The organism is Sinorhizobium kostiense, from assembly GCF_017874595.1.
In the GTDB taxonomy this organism is placed as follows: domain Bacteria; phylum Pseudomonadota; class Alphaproteobacteria; order Rhizobiales; family Rhizobiaceae; genus Sinorhizobium; species Sinorhizobium kostiense.
Genome location: NZ_JAGILA010000006.1, coordinates 17,075 through 32,373 on the forward strand (window position 1 = coordinate 17,075; position 15,299 = coordinate 32,373).

At 64.0% G+C, this 15,299-nt stretch carries 9 protein-coding genes; 4 read left to right on the top strand and 5 right to left on the bottom strand.

Features of this window, described 5'->3' with window-relative positions; translation table 11 throughout:
• The first annotated feature begins 191 nt into the window (after positions 1 to 191).
• A complete protein-coding gene (locus J2Z31_RS19895) occupies positions 192 to 2,105 on the top strand; it encodes an autotransporter assembly complex protein TamA (protein WP_209603800.1) in 1,914 nt (637 codons plus the stop codon).
• Between the two features lie 133 nt (positions 2,106 to 2,238).
• A complete protein-coding gene (locus tag J2Z31_RS19900; protein ID WP_209603802.1) occupies positions 2,239 to 7,851 on the top strand; it encodes a translocation/assembly module TamB domain-containing protein in 5,613 nt (1,870 codons plus the stop codon).
• A 222-nt stretch (positions 7,852 to 8,073) separates the two neighbouring features.
• On the opposite strand, the gene J2Z31_RS19905 is transcribed toward J2Z31_RS19900, so the two are convergent.
• Both J2Z31_RS19905 and J2Z31_RS19910 read right to left on the bottom strand, forming a co-directional pair.
• Positions 8,074 to 8,553 (bottom strand): VOC family protein, encoded by a 480-nt coding sequence (locus tag J2Z31_RS19905; protein ID WP_209603804.1) that lies wholly within the window; start codon positions 8,551 to 8,553, stop codon positions 8,074 to 8,076.
• A 174-nt stretch (positions 8,554 to 8,727) separates the two neighbouring features.
• Positions 8,728 to 9,162, bottom strand: a complete 435-nt coding sequence (locus J2Z31_RS19910) for an Lrp/AsnC family transcriptional regulator (RefSeq protein ID WP_209603806.1) — start codon at positions 9,160 to 9,162, stop codon at positions 8,728 to 8,730.
• 126 nt (positions 9,163 to 9,288) lie between these two features.
• Here J2Z31_RS19910 and rocF point away from each other — a divergent pair, with 126 nt between their 5' ends.
• Positions 9,289 to 10,212 (top strand): arginase, encoded by a 924-nt coding sequence (rocF, locus tag J2Z31_RS19915; protein WP_209603808.1) that lies wholly within the window; start codon positions 9,289 to 9,291, stop codon positions 10,210 to 10,212.
• 244 nt (positions 10,213 to 10,456) lie between these two features.
• Positions 10,457 to 10,936, top strand: coding sequence for a chemotaxis protein CheW (locus J2Z31_RS19920; protein ID WP_209603810.1), 480 nt, complete (start codon positions 10,457 to 10,459; stop codon positions 10,934 to 10,936).
• A gap of 261 nt (positions 10,937 to 11,197) precedes the next feature.
• On the opposite strand, the gene J2Z31_RS19925 is transcribed toward J2Z31_RS19920, so the two are convergent.
• Genes J2Z31_RS19925 through fdhF form a run of 3 tightly spaced genes read right to left on the bottom strand, consistent with a single transcriptional unit; the run spans position 11,198 to position 15,242 of the window.
• Positions 11,198 to 11,431 (bottom strand): formate dehydrogenase subunit delta, encoded by a 234-nt coding sequence (locus J2Z31_RS19925; RefSeq protein ID WP_209603812.1) that lies wholly within the window; start codon positions 11,429 to 11,431, stop codon positions 11,198 to 11,200.
• 23 nt (positions 11,432 to 11,454) lie between these two features.
• Positions 11,455 to 12,354 carry a formate dehydrogenase accessory sulfurtransferase FdhD gene (gene fdhD, locus J2Z31_RS19930; protein ID WP_209603814.1) on the bottom strand — a complete coding sequence of 300 codons (900 nt, stop codon included), beginning with the start codon at positions 12,352 to 12,354 and terminating at the stop codon, positions 11,455 to 11,457.
• 8 nt (positions 12,355 to 12,362) lie between these two features.
• On the bottom strand, positions 12,363 to 15,242 hold the full coding sequence (gene fdhF, locus J2Z31_RS19935) for a formate dehydrogenase subunit alpha (RefSeq protein WP_209603816.1): 2,880 nt from the start codon (positions 15,240 to 15,242) through the stop codon (positions 12,363 to 12,365).
• Positions 15,243 to 15,299: the final 57 nt, after the last annotated feature.

The following is a 15,299-nucleotide window of genomic DNA, read 5'->3' on the forward strand; positions in this document are numbered from 1 at the left end:
TCTGCGCTTTTTGTGCCTCACGGACAACAAAACCGGGCCTTTTTGCGGAGAACCGCCACCGAATCGCCGCTCCGGGGTGGATGCGGCGCCCCGTCATCGTTAACAGATAGAGAACGAAGCAATGCTAAACTGCCCATTGCCGCACATGCAGGCAGTGAGTAAAGAGTCGCCTGAAACGGGATGCGGAGGGGATGTCTCCACCACGGTCGAGTATCGCGTACTGGAAGGCCGCGGCTGCCTTTGTCTTTGCGGCCTCGACAGCGCTCGGTCCGGTATTTGCCAACCAGGCCCATGCGATCAGAATCTTCGGCATGCGCTTCTTCGAAAGCGCCGAAGAGCAGGTCCAGGTCATCGACCCGGTCAACTATACCCTCACCTTCGACCCCGGGACGGACGACGAGGAACTGCGCGAAGCGCTCGAAAATGCATCGCAGCTTTTCCAGGATCGCGAGGAGCCGGTCTCCGGGGACCTCGGCCTCTTGATAAAGGCGCGCGACGACCGTGAGCGCCTGCTCGCCGCCCTCTACGAGAAGGCGCGTTATGGCGGCACCGTCAGCATCCTGATCAACGGCCAGGACATCGATAGCCTGCCGCCCGACCCGTCCTTCCCCGATGGACAAGCCGTGCCCGTGACGGTCACCGTGACACCCGGGCCGGTCTTTACCCTGGGCTTGGTGAGGCTCGAAGGGGACGCCGCCCGCTTCGAGCCGTCGACCTACGATCTGACGCCCGGCGCCCGGGCCGATTCGACTCTGATCATCAAAGCCGGCGAGCAGATCGTCAACGATCTGAAGGAGCAGAGCCGACCGCTCGCCAGGCTTACCGAACGCAGCGTCGTTGCCGACCACGCCACGTCGACGGTCGATGTGACGATCGCCGCCGATGGCGGGCCTGTTGCGCCGGTCGGCGACTTGACCGTCACCGGAACGAGGACCGTGGACCCCGGTTTCGTTCGGGACTATTCGCGCCTAAACGAGGGCCGGCCCTATTCGCCGGAGAGAATTCGCAGGGCGGCCGAGCGGCTGCGGCAATTGAATGTCTTCTCGAGCGTCACCATCACTGAAGCCGCTGAGCTCGCGCCGGACGGCACAATCCCGATGAACATCCAGGTGTCCGAAGGCAAGCACCGCTTTTTCGGCTTCGGCGGACAGGTCTCCACGACCGACGGACTGGGTCTGCAGGGCTACTGGGGACACCGCAATCTCTTCGGCCGTGCCGAATCGATCCGGATCGAGGGCTCGGTCGGCCGCATCGGCGAGACCACAGACATCGGCGGACTCGACTATTCCGCCAGTATTCTCTTTACAAAACCTGGCGCTTTCGGACCGGCGTCAACGTTCACGGCAAGCGTCAAGGCGGCCATTGACGATCCGGATGCTTATCGCGCCAAGAGCATCACGGGAGCGGCGAGTGCGGGCTTCGAGCTTTCGCAGGAAGATACGGTCTCGGCCGGCGCGGAAGTGAGTCTTGCGGATGTCGATGACGCATTCGGCTCAAACAGCTATCTCACCGCCGCGATTCCACTCGAATATGTGCGTGACACCCGCAATGACAAGCTGAATGCGACGGAAGGCTACCGCGCGCTGATCAGCGCCAAGCCGAGCTACGAGATCGAAGGCAAGACCTTCTTCAGCTCCTTCGAGGCCACCGCCTCGGGCTATCAAGCGCTTGGGCCAGAAAATCGCTTCGTGCTGGCCGGCAAGGTTGCCGCCGGCGTGCTCGTCGGCGGCGACGATCTCGCCGACATCCCGGCACCGCGGCGCTTCTATCTCGGCGGCGGCGGATCGGTGCGCGGCTATTCGTTCCAGGAGATCGGTCCCCGCAACGCGGAGAACGAGCAGACCGGCGGCCGATCCTATGTAAACGCCTCGCTCGAGGCCCGTATCGCCATCACCGACACGATCGGCATCGTGCCGTTCATCGATGCCGGCAGCGTTTCGACGAGCACGGCACCAGATTTCTCCGATATCCGCGCCGGCGCCGGGATAGGGCTACGCTATGCAACACCCTTTGGACCGATCCGGCTCGACTTCGCTGTGCCGCTCAACAAATATCCCGGCGGCACCGATTACGGCATCTATGCAGGTATCGGCCAATCCTTCTGATTTGCGCCCGATGCCGTGGTAGAATACTTGGCTCACTGCATAAGCGGCCTTTGCGCGTCGAATAAGACACCGGGCGCTGAAGGCCAACGTCCTGCCGATTCCAGAGCGGCGCAACATGGGCTATGGATAGGACATGAATCGGGTCATCTACTTTCTCCGCCTCGCGTTTCGCTATTTCGCCGCCATACTCGGCGCAGCCATCGTCGCATTGCTCCTCATCGTCGGCTTTCTCGGCTTTACGGTGCCCGGGGCGCAGGTGGTGGCTTGGGCAATCGAGAAATATGCGGCGACGCCCGACCAGATCGTCCGCATTGCCGAGCCGGGACCCATCCTGTCGGGCGAGTTCACCGCCGGCAGTGTCACGCTCTTCGACGGAGAGGGAATTTACGCGGAGATACGGGACCTCTCCGTCGACTGGTCGCCAGCAGAGCTTTTCTCCGGGCGCTTCGATGCGGCACGCGTCACGGCAGGATCCGTCCGCATGGAACGGCTCCCCGTTCCTTCGCAGGAGACGAAGGAGGTCCGCTCGACACTCGCGCTTCCGCTCGATGTCAAGATCCAGGCCTTCAACCTCGAGGAGATCATCGTCGGTGAGGCGATCGCCGGCGAAGAGCAGGTGCTGAGGGCAACGGGCCGTGTCCATGCCACCGGGTCGAGCGTCGCGCTCGCCTTCGAGGCGGCCGAGCGGGACCGGCCTCAAACACGTGCCGTCGCCGATCTCGTCTTCAATCCGGCCGGCAACGAACTTAAGCTCGAGGCGCGCGTCTCGGAACCGAGGGGTGGGCTCATCGCCAATTTGCTGCGGCTGCCGAACGAACCGGCGGTCGACATCACACTGACCGGCGAAGGGCCGCTGTCGGACTGGACGGGATCGGGCACAGCTGCTCTCGACGGAAGCGAGATTCTCCGTCTGGAGGGGCGCCATCTTCTTGCTGCCGATGGCATGCATAGGCTTTCGGTTTCCGGCGGTGGCGCTTTTGCACCGATCCTGCCCGTTGCTCTGAAGCCGCTTTTCGAAGGCACGACCGACATCGACCTGACCGCCGCCTTCGACGGCGAGAGCATGGTGCGTATCGAGACCGGCAGGCTCTCCACCGGTTCTCTGACCCTCAACGCCTCCGGAACGATCGACAGCCGCGGCGAGAACAATCTGCAGGCGAGCCTCGCCGGCACGGACGGGCCGGTGGATTTCCGCTGGCCGCTGCAGGAAGGAGAGCTGCGGGCGCTGATCGACACGGCCAATCTGTCGCTGATCGGCGAAGGGCAATCGGCTAACCTCGATGTGACCGCCGATGTGGCATCCGTCGAGCTGCCGCAGGGAACGCTCGGCGATGTGCGGCTATCGGCGCAAAGCGACGCGTTCGACCTGCAAGCGCGCTCGGGATTGCTGAAGACGACGGTGGAGATCGGTGAAAGCCGCTTTGTCAAAGCGGAGCTTGACCGGGCGATCCAGGCACCCATCAAGGCCGAAGGCACCCTTGCCGTCGCCCCGGAAACGATCCGCTTCGATCCGATTACGATCGAGAGCGCCAGTATCGGCGGCACGGTCAGCGGCACACTTCACCGCGCCGATGGAATGCTGCAGGCATCGTTGAAGCTCTTCGCGGTCCCCGAGGTGCTGCCGCCGGCGATCGCCGGAAAGTTCGACGGCACGATTGCCCTCTCCGGCACTCTCGCGACCGAGCCGGACGGCCGCATCGAGCTGAGCGGTCTGGAAGTCAAATCGGAAACGCTCGACGCCTCCGGCTCGGTTGCCCTTGCGGGCGACGTTTTGACGGCCGATCTCTCCGGCAAGCTGCCTGATCTCGGCAGGCTCATTGACGATGCCGAAGGACCGGCCGCCTTCCACGCAGCCATCGAGGGTCCGCTTGCAAAACCGGACATCAGGGCCGAGATGACGTCGAGCGGCGCTACGATCGGCGGCCGCACCCTCAGCGACATCACCATCAACGCCGATGGGACGGTGGTATCCGGCGCTCCCCAAGCGAAGGTCACCGCCACCGGCACCATGAACGGCCAGCCGATCGACATTCGAGCCGACGTGGTCTCTGAAAACGGCCGCACCTCCGTCCCGAAGATCGAAGGGACGATCGGGGGCAATCGGCTGACCGGCACGCTCGACCTCAGTGCCGGATTCAAGCCGAGCGGCACGATCGACTTCAACCTGTCGGACCTCGGCCTCATCACTGCCATGGCGGGCCAACCGCTCTCCGGCGATCTTTCCGGTTCCGCGACCTTCGAGACGGCCGAAGGAACCACATCGGTGACAATAAAGGCGCAGGGCAGCAGCCTTGGTCTCGGCACCTTGAGGGTCGCCGCCCCGAAGGTAGACATCCGCATTGCCGACACGGCCAATCCCGCGCTCAGCGGGACGATCGAGGCGGAGAGCCTCACACTGGGAGAAAACCGCGTTTCCGGCTTGAGCGTCGCTCTCGACCAGCGCCAAGGGGGCGCAACCGGCTTTGCCCTCGAAGGCCGCTATGATGACGCACCGCTGTCTGCCGCGGGCGAATTGCGGCTCGGTGGCGGCCGTACCGAAGTCCGGCTCGCCTCCGCTTCCGCCGCACCAAGAGGCGTTGAGGTCCGGCTTGCGGCTCCGACCGTCGTGACCGTCGAAGCTGGCGTTGCCCGGCTCGACGCGCTGACGGTCCAGGCCGCAACCGGCACCGTCAGCGTGACCGGTACTGCCGGCGACACACTCGATCTTACGGCCAAGGTCGACTCGTTACCCGCTGGCCTGATCGACCGCTTCGCACCGACCATTGGGGCGCGGGGCGCGATCTCGGGCAGCGTCGACGTCACCGGAGAGGTCCGGGCGCCGGTCGTAAAATACGACCTCACCTGGGACGAGGCCTCCATCGCGTCGACGCGCTCCATCGGCATTGCCGGCCAGGACCTTGGCGCGGAGGGCACTGTCACCGTCACGCAAGGCAATATCCGTTTCGACCCCACGGCTATCGACAGTGCCGGTTTGCGCGGAAAGCTCACTGGCAATCTAGACACGATCGACACGACGGCCGAAGCGCGCTTCGAATTCGTTGCCGAGCCTAGCGTGCTGCCCTCCGGCCTGGCGGGACGATTCAACACTCCGGTCACGGTTTCGGGTAAAGTCGAGACAGGCGGCGGAAGCGTCAGGCTGAGCGCGCTCGACATCACCTCGGATACGATCACCGCCGCCGGTTCCCTCGCCCTTACCGACGGCGCTTTGACGGCAGACATCCGGGGGACCTTGCCTGATATCGGCAAACTCCTCGCGGATGCAGAAGGCAAGGCTTCGTTCAGTGCGGACATTTCCGGCCCGCTCGACGCGCTTGCCGTGAAGGCTGAGATGAGTTCCAGCGGCGCCACGCTCGCCGGCCGCTCGCTGACGGACCTGATGATCAACGCCGACGCCACGCTCAAGCCGGGGAGCCCACAGGCGAAACTGACGGCCACCGGGGCGCTTGGCGGTCAGGTGATCGACGTCCGGGCGGATGTGGTATCGAAAGACGGTCGAACCTCCATACCAGCCATCGAGGCGAGGGTCGGCGACAACCAGCTGACGGGTGCGCTCACCTTTACGCCGGGTTTCGCGCCCGACGGCACTATCGAATTCAACCTGCCCGATCTCGGGCTTATAGCCGCGATGGTCGGCCAGGAAGCCTCCGGCGACCTTTCCGGCTCAGCCACCATTCGTACGGCCGATGGCACGACCTCGCTTGCGCTGAAAGCGGCTGGGGGCGCCGTCAAGCGTGATGCACTGACGATCTCCAAGCCCGCGGTGGACATCAGCATTGCCGACCTTGGCGCCTTGGCGGTCACAGGCAGCATCAAGGCCGAGACCGTCGCACTGGGAGGAAACGTCTCTGACGTCAATCTCTCGTTCGATCAGCAGGACGGCAGAACAGGTTTCAGGATCAACGGCCGCTATGACGGCAGCCCGCTCTCAGCCGCAGGCGACATGGTGAGCGCCGGCGGCCGCACCGAATTTCGACTTGCCTCCCTGGCGGCCGCGCCACGAAACATCCAATTGAACCTCGCCAAGCCCACCGTCGTTGCCGTCGAGAATGGCGTCGTCCGCCTCGACGGCCTGACGATAGATGCCTCAAGGGGCACGATCGCCGTCACCGGAACCGCCGGCGCGTCGTTGGAGATTTCGGCCCGGCTCGATGCGGTGCCCGCCGGACTGATCAACAGCTTCGCCCCGACGCTCGGCGCCGAAGGCACGATCAACGGAACGCTCAACATAACCGGCCCCGCGGCCGCGCCCGTAGTCGCCTACGATCTCAGATGGAGCGGCGCCTCGGTCACGGCGACCCGGAATGCCGGCGTTGCTGCACTCGAGGTTTCGGCAAGCGGCAGGTTCGCAAATAATCGCGTCACGGTCGACGCAACCATTTCCGGGCCAGGAGACCTCTCCTTCCGCGGAGGCGGCCATGTCGACATCGGCGGCACCATGCCGATCCAGATGAAATTTACCGGCGATGTGCCCTTCGCGCTGCTTGCCGCTAGACTGGCCGAAAGCGGCTTTACCCTCACCGGCTCGGCCAATGTCGATCTCTCGCTGACCGGCTCCGCGAGAGAGCCGCGAGTTGCCGGCACCGTCGCGACCCGCGGCAGCCGGCTCGTCGACGTCCGGCGCAATCTCGCCGTGAACGATCTCTCGGCGAATGTCGCGCTCGACGGCCAGCGCGCCACGATCACTGATCTTACCGGCAATCTCGCCAGCGGCGGATCGATAGGCGCGAGCGGCACAATCGGGATTGCGCCGGGCTCCGGCTTGCCGGCGGACCTGAGAATCCGCCTGAACGACGCGACCTATGTCGATGGTACGCTGTTCACCGCCAATCTCCTCGGCGATCTGACGCTCAAGGGTCCGCTTGCCTCAACGCCGGTGCTCGGCGGTCAGGTGACCATCCGCAGGGCGGCCATCTCGATCCCGGAGAAACTGCCGACCTCGCTCGCCGAGATCGACATCAAACACAAAAACGCGCCGCGCCGGGTCCGCCAGATGACGAGGGATGTGCGCAGGGACACGACCCCGGATGCGGGCGTCAATGGCGAAGGGATTGTCGCCTTCGACCTTGCAATCCACTCGCCCGGTCAGTTCTTCGTGCGCGGACGCGGCATCGACGCCGAACTCGGGGGGGATCTCGCCATTCGCGGTACCGCCGCCCGGCCGAGCGTCTCAGGCGGCTTCGACATGCGGCGCGGTCGCCTGGAAATCCTCGGCAAGCGGCTGACCTTCACGGAAGGAAATATCGGGTTCGGCGGCGACCTCATCCCCACCCTCGATCTCGATGCGACCTCGAGCGCCGGCTCGACGGTCATCACCGTCAATGTCTCCGGGCTCGCAAACGATCCTACGGTAACCTTCTCCTCCTCCCCGGCGCTGCCGCAGGACGAGATCCTGGCGCAGCTGATTTTCAACCGATCCCTGAACAACCTTTCGGCCTTCCAGGTTGCCCAGCTCGCCTCCGCCGCCAGCCAGCTCGCCGGTGGCGGATCGACCTCGCTGCTCGACGGGCTCAGGAATCAACTCGGCGTCGACGACCTCGACATCACCACCGACGAAAGCGGCGGAGCCCAGCTGCGCGCCGGCAAATACCTCAACGACCGCACCTATATCGAACTGCAGCAAGGCGCAGATTCAGCGTCGAGCAAGGCGACGATCAATCTCGACATCGGCCGCGGCGTGAAACTCAAAGGCGAAGCCGCCGGCGACGGCTCGGCCGCCGGCGGCATTTTCTTCGAGCGGGAGTATTAAGCGAGGCTTTTCCCGCGCTGCGGGATTAAGATCCCCTCCCCAACCCCTCCCCACAAGGGGGAGGGGCTTTGTCGCTCGCTGCAATCTCCTGCTTACTTCCAGGCTCGCATGAGCTTCGGCAGGAGTGGAGACGGCGCGGCTATATAAGCCCCTCCCCCTTGTGGGGAGGGGTTGGGGAGGGGTCCTTCGCGCATCAGGACATTCGGAGCGGTGGGAAGCACATCAAGCGGCATTCCGCTCGACGCCGAATGCGTCGACGATCTCGCCCTCATCGATGGCGGTGAACAGCGCCCAGATATGACCGAACGGATCGATCAGCGCGCCGACGCGGTCTCCGGTCGGCAGCGTCTCTGCGGCATTGCGCAGGCTCGCGCCGGCGCCGATCGCCCGTTCGAGCACGCGGTCGACGTCGTCGACGCTGAGCTCCAGAATTGCCGCGGTCGTGCCCAGCGCATGCGGCGAGCGCGGCCCGCCGAGCCGCGGCTCCGCATCCCGACGCGGGTTTGCGCCCGCCACCCTGAAGACGGAATCGCCGATGCAGAGATCGGCGCTTGTCAGAATGCCTCCCCACTCGTGACGACGCAGGAGTTCGGCGCCCAAGACGTCACGATAAAAAGCGATCGCGTTGTCTTCATCGCCATGCCTGACGAATAGCTTGATGCAGATCTGCCTCGTCGCTGCGCCGCCATCGTATCTCGCCATGACATCCTCCACGGGCTCGCGCACCCGAGCCATTAGACCCAAGATCGCAGATGTGACCGGTTCCGATTGTTTGAAGCGGAAGCGCGGCATGACCGCGCTCTCCCAATGCCTCTCAAGTTGAGGGCGCCATTTTACCGCGAAATTAGAACATATCAAGAACAAAATCGAGGAAGTTCACAACCCGCCAGCCATTTTGCTCGTCTTGAGCAGGATGTTCGTCTCCGTAACGCTGATGCCGTCGATCAGCCGGATTCGTCGCAAGGTCTCGTCGAAGCTGGCGAGGTCGCGCTCCTCAAGCTCGGCGATGAAGTCCCACCGGCCGTTTGTGCTGTGCAGCGCCCTCACCTGCGGCAGTCCGCGCAATTGCTCGGCGACGCGATCGGCCATCTTGCCATGCACCTCGATCATGACGACGGCGCGCACGCCGGAGGCGGGAATCTCCGAGCCGGTCCGTATAGTGAACGCCGCTATCGTGCCGTTTGCCACCAACCGTTCTATGCGGGCTGCAACCGTCGCACGCGAGACACCCGTCATCGCCGAGAGCGTAGAGACGGGGATTCGCGAGTTCTGTCGAAGGACGCTGATCAGCGTTTGGTCGAGATCATCCATATTGCTAGGTAGAGCATATCAATTTGCGAAGTCTAGCTTTCGGATCGACAGTTTTCCATCTTTTTGCCGCCATTGCTTTTGGCGATAATCCGGCGGCCGGGAATTCGAATCAAAGAAGAGGCGGACATGAAAACCATCACACTGATCGGCGCACCCATCGAAGAAGGCTCCGGGCGCCGCGGCGCAGGCATGGGCCCGACTGCGTTGAGAATAGCAGGCATCGACACGGTACTTGCCGAACTCGGCCACAGGGTCGAGGACGAGGGTGACATCCGGCCACTGCCGGCCCGCGATCTTTCCGCCCATCCGGGCGCCAATAACCTGCAGATGGTTGCCGCTTTCGCCCGTGCGATCCATGACGCAGTGCACGACGCGGCGCGCAAGGGCCATTTCCCCCTTGTCCTCGGCGGAGATCACGCTCTTTCGATGGGTAGCGTTTCGGGCGTGGCGCGCTACGCCGACGAGATCGGCCGGCCGCTCTTCGTGCTCTGGCTCGACGCCCATGCCGACTTCAACTCGCCAGCCACGTCGCCCTCCGGCAACATGCATGGCATGCCGGTCGCATTCTTCTGCGGCGAGGCGGAGTTTGCACCGATTCTTCCCAAGGAGCGGGCCCTGGTCGCGCCCAAGCGGGTCTATCAGGTCGGCATCCGCTCGGTGGACGCACGCGAGCGCGACGAGATCGCCGAACACGGCGTCAATGTCTACGACATGCGGGCCGTCGACGAGATGGGGATGGCCAATATCATGAAGCAGATCCTGGAGGACGTGCGTACCGCCAACGGCCTCCTGCATGTGAGCCTCGACGTCGATTTTCTCGATCCGGAGATCGCGCCCGGCGTCGGCACCACCGTTCCAGGCGGCGCCACCTTCCGCGAGGCCCATCTCATCATGGAGATGCTATGCGACAGCGATCTCGTCTCTTCTCTCGACCTTGTCGAACTCAATCCCTTCCTCGATGACCGCGGCAAGAGCGCCCGTATCCTGGTTGAACTGACGGCAAGCCTGTTCGGCCGCCGCATTCTCGACCGCCCGACCCGCAGCGCCTGAGATCAGCCTGCTGCCCAGGACTGGATGCATTTCGCGAAACCGGCAAAAGCAAGTCTTAACGAATCCGGGCCTAGAATGATCGCAGCGCAAAACGGTGACCCCGCGCATGATGCAGCTTGCGCCTCGCCGGTGGCGGACCCCGGCTCCCGAGCGGACTGGCGCACGACGCGCATTCGACGGAGCCTGAGATGTTTGGCGGTTGTGGCCCAAGAAGGCGACGACGGGAAAGCTGGAAGGACCTTCGATGACAGGCACATTAAAAACGGCCGGTTTCGACGGCGAAACGCTGGAAATCATAGCGTTCCGCCTGCACGATCAGGAATTTTGCGTCAAGACCACGACGATCCGGGAGATCCGCGGCTGGGCGCCGTCGACGCCCATTCCGCATTCGCCCCCGGAAGTGATCGGCGTCATGAACCTGCGTGGCACGGTGATCCCGATCATCGACCTCGCCCACAAGCTCGGAATGAAATCGACGGTCGCCAACGAGCGCAGCGCCATCGTCGTCGCCGAGGTCCACAACATGGTGATCGGCCTCGTCGTCGACCGTGTCTCCGACATCCTCACCGTCCAGGGCAGCCAGGTCCAGCCGGTGCCGGAAGTGACCGCCTCCTTTGACAAGAGCTTCGCGGAAGGCATCATCGCCAACGAGTCCGGCATGATCTGCTTCCTCAACCTCGCCCGCATGTTCAAGGAACGCGAGGTCGAAGACCTCGCCGCCTGACGTGGTCGAACATCCTTGATGTTAGAGCTGCCTCCTCTTCGCGAGGCGGCTTTCTCGTTCGGGATCCCAGGGCTGATCCGGGACGTGCAAAGACCCTCCCCACAGGTGGGAGGGGTCTTTGACGTCCGTTGCCACCGCCTGCCATTCCAAAACCACAGACCCCTGCCGCAACGATGAAGAGGCAGCGAAGACGGTGCGGGAGTTGAGCCCCGTCCCACCTGTAGGGAGGGTAGGGAGGGCCTCTTGTCCTTCGGTTTTTGACTATGCCGCCTCCGGACGGCGGATCTTCGAAGCCGCTTCGAGCACCAGTGGATTCAATCCCTCGCCTCCCCGGTCGATATGCTCGAACAGCTTGCGGCGCATGCGCGGTTCCCAATACTTGTTGATGTGAGTGGCGACGCCTTGCGCCGCCTCATTCGCCGGCTGGCTCTGGAAAAACGTCGCGATCTGGTTCGCCATGTAGATAAGCTTGGCGTTGGTGTTTTCGGCGGACATTGGCGAGGCTCCGGTTTCCAGAATTAGAGTGGGACGCGGGCGGAAAGCCGCGCGCTTCCGCCATCCCGCTCTATGCGTTCGGCATGGGTGAAGATTTCGAATTCGTCGCCGCGCACGAGCGCGACCAGCGCCATGCCCGCATCCTCCGCCGTGCGGATCGCAAGCGCCGTCGGGGCGGAAATGGCGATGATCACCGGACTGCCGGTGATCGCTGTCTTTTGGACCATCTCGACGGAAACGCGCGAGGTGACGACGACGGCGCCTTGAACGCCCTTGAAGCCGGCTCGCGCGGCCGCTCCCGTCAGCTTGTCCAACGCATTGTGGCGGCCGACATCCTCGCGAACCGCAATCAATCCGCTCCCCGGCACATAGAATGCCGCGCCATGGACAGCGCGCGTTTCGCTATGGAGGGGCTGCCTGCCATCGAGGAGCGCGACGGCCTGGACCACGTCCGCATCGGTGAGCTTGAGCGGCGAAGCCGAGACATCCGGCGCTAAGCGCACGGCCTGTTCGATCGATTCGATACCACAGAGCCCGCAGCCGACCGGCCCCGCCACATGGCGGCGGCGCAAGCGCAGCGCCTCGTTCACCTCATTCTTGAGTGTGATCTGCACATCGATGCCCTTCTCCTCGGCAACGACTTCGATCGCCTCGATCTGATCCGGATCGGTGATGATGCCTTCGGTCAGGCTGAAGCCGACCGCAAAATCCTCGAGATCGGCGGGTGTCGCCATCATCACCGCGTGGGTGGAGCCGCCATAAGTCAGGGCTACCGGCGTTTCCTCCGGCACCACCCGCGATTGACCGACGCGCGCCCCGGCGCGCCGCGCGCTCTCCGGGACCTTCCGCGTCGTCTCGAAACGGGTCATGTCGGCCGCCCCGATACGGGCGGCCGGCGAGGAGAAAGATCGGTTGTCCGCCATCCCGCCTCCTATTCAGCCGCCTCCAGCTTGCCGGCAATGCGTCGTGACTGCCGGGCCTGCTCGTGATAATCGCGCTGCCAATCGGACGGGCCGTTCGAGGGCGAGACCTGCACCGCCGTGACCTTGTATTCCGGGCAGTTCGTCGCCCAGTCGGAGAAGTCGGTGGTGATGACGTTCGCCTGGGTCGTCGGGTGATGGAAGGTGGTGTAGACGACACCCGGCGCAACGCGATCGGTGATCAGCGCCCGAAGCGTCGTATCGCCCGAGCGGCTTGCAAGCTTCACCCAGTCGCCGTCGCGGATGCCGCGCTGTTCGGCATCGTGCGGATGGATCTCCAGCCGGTCTTCCGGATGCCAGACGACGTTTTCGGTCCGCCGCGTCTGCGCGCCGACATTGTAGTGGCTGAGAATGCGGCCGGTCGTCAGAAGTAGCGGGAAGCGCGGACCGGTCCTCTCGTCGGTCGCGACATATTCCGTGCGAATGAACTTGCCCTTGCCGCGCACGAAGCCGTCGACATGCATGATCGGCGAGCCGAGCGGCGCCTTTTCGTTGCAAGGCCACTGCACGGAGCCCATCTCGTCGAGATAGTCGTAGGAGACCAGGGCGAAGGTCGGCGTCGTCGCGGCGATCTCGTCCATGATCTCGGACGGATGACTATAGTTCCAGTCGAGCCCCATCGCCTGGGCGAGCTCCTGCGTCACCTCCCAGTCGGCGTAGCCGTTCTTCGGCCGCATTACGCGGCGAACGCGGTTGATGCGGCGTTCGGCATTGGTGAAGGTGCCATCCTTTTCGAGGAAGGTCGAGCCCGGCAGGAAGACATGCGCGTAATTGGCCGTCTCGTTGAGGAAGAGATCTTGCACGACGACGCATTCCATTGCGCCAAGGCCGGCGGCCACGTGCTTGGTGTCCGGGTCGGACTGCAGGATGTCCTCGCCCTGGATGTAGAGGCCTTTGAAGGTGCCGTCGACGGCCGCATCGAGCATGTTGGGGATACGCAAGCCCGGCTCGTTGTTGAGCGTCACGCCCCAGAGCTTCTCGAAGGTCTCGCGCGTGGCGTCGTCGGAGATATGCCGGTAGCCGGGCAACTCGTGCGGGAAGGAGCCCATGTCGCAGGAGCCCTGCACGTTGTTCTGGCCGCGCAGCGGATTGACCCCGACGCCGGGCCGCCCAATATTGCCGGTTGCCATGGCAAGGTTGGCGATCGCCATCACCGTGGTCGAGCCCTGGCTGTGCTCGGTGACGCCGAGGCCGTAATAGATCGCGCCATTGCCGCCGGTTGCGTAGAGCCGGGCTGCGCCGCGGACCAGCTCCGCCGGAACGCCGGTATAGGCTTCGGTCGCCTCCGGGCTGTGGTAGGGCTCGGAAACGAAAGCCGCCCAATCCTCAAATTCCGACCAGTCGCAGCGCTCGCGGATAAAGGCCTCGTTGGCCAGTCCCTCGGTGACGATGACATGCGCCATTGCCATCAGGATGGCGACGTTGGTGCCGGGCTTGATCGGCAGGTGATAGGCGGCTTCGACGTGCGCCGAGCGGACGAGATCGATCCGGCGCGGATCGATGACGATCAGCTTCGCGCCCTGGCGCAGCCGCTTCTTCAGCCGCGAGGCGAAGACCGGGTGGCCATCGGTCGGGTTGGCGCCGATGATGACGGCGACGTCAGTATGCTCGACGCTGTCGAAATTCTGCGTGCCGGCCGAAGTGCCGAAGGTCTGGTTGAGACCGTAGCCGGTCGGCGAATGGCAGACGCGGGCGCAGGTGTCGACATTGTTGTTGCCGAAGCCGGCGCGCACCAGCTTCTGAACCAGATAGGTCTCCTCGTTGGTGCAGCGCGATGACGTGATGCCGCCGACCGAATCGCGGCCATACTGATACTGGATGCGGCGGAACTCGGAAGCGACATGGGCGAAAGCCTCCTCCCAGGTGACCTCGCGCCAGGGATCGGTGATCTTCTCGCGGATCATCGGATTGAGGATGCGGTCCCTGTGGGTCGAATAGCCATAGGCAAAGCGGCCCTTGACGCAGGAATGGCCGCGGTTCGCCTGGCCATCCTTCCACGGCACCATCCTTACCAGTTCTTCACCGCGCATTTCCGCCTTGAACGAGCAGCCGACGCCGCAATAAGCGCAGGTCGTGACGACCGAGTGCTCCGGCTGGCCGATCTCGATCACCGATTTTTCCGTCAGCGTCGCCGTCGGGCAGGCCTGTACACAGGCGCCGCAGGAAACGCATTCGGAGGAGACGAAATCCTCGCTCATGCCAGCGGATACGCGCGAATCGAAGCCGCGGCCGCTGATCGTCAGCGCGAAGGTGCCCTGCACCTCTTCACAGGCGCGCACACAACGCGAGCAGACGATGCATTTCGCCGGGTCGAAGGTGAAATAGGGATTGGACTCGTCCTTGGGCGCCCAATTGATGTTGATGTCGCCATTGTTGCGCGCCGCGACATGATTGGCGCCGTCATAACCGTAGCGCACGTCGCGCAGGCCCACCGCACCCGCCATGTCCTGCAGCTCGCAATCGCCGTTCGCGGCACAGGTGAGGCAGTCGAGCGGATGGTCGGAAATATAGAGTTCCATCACGCCGCGGCGGACATCCTTGAGCCGTTGCGTCTGTGTGGAGACGCTGATGCCCGGTGCCACCGGAGTGGTGCAGGAGGCCGGCATGCCGGCCCGGCCTTCGATCTCGACGAGACAGAGCCGGCAGGAACCGAAGGCTTCCATCATGTCGGAGGCGCAGAGCTTCGGCACCTCGACGCCCGCTTCCATCGCCGCGCGCATGATCGAGGTGCCCTCCGGCACCGTGATCTCGCGCCCGTCGATCGTCAGCGTCACCAGCTTTTCGGACGTCGAAGCAGGAGTGCCGTAGTCGATTTCATGAATGAGGGACATTATTAGGCCTCCTGGGAAAATTTCAGGGCGGATGCGACTGGCGTACCCCCCTCTGGT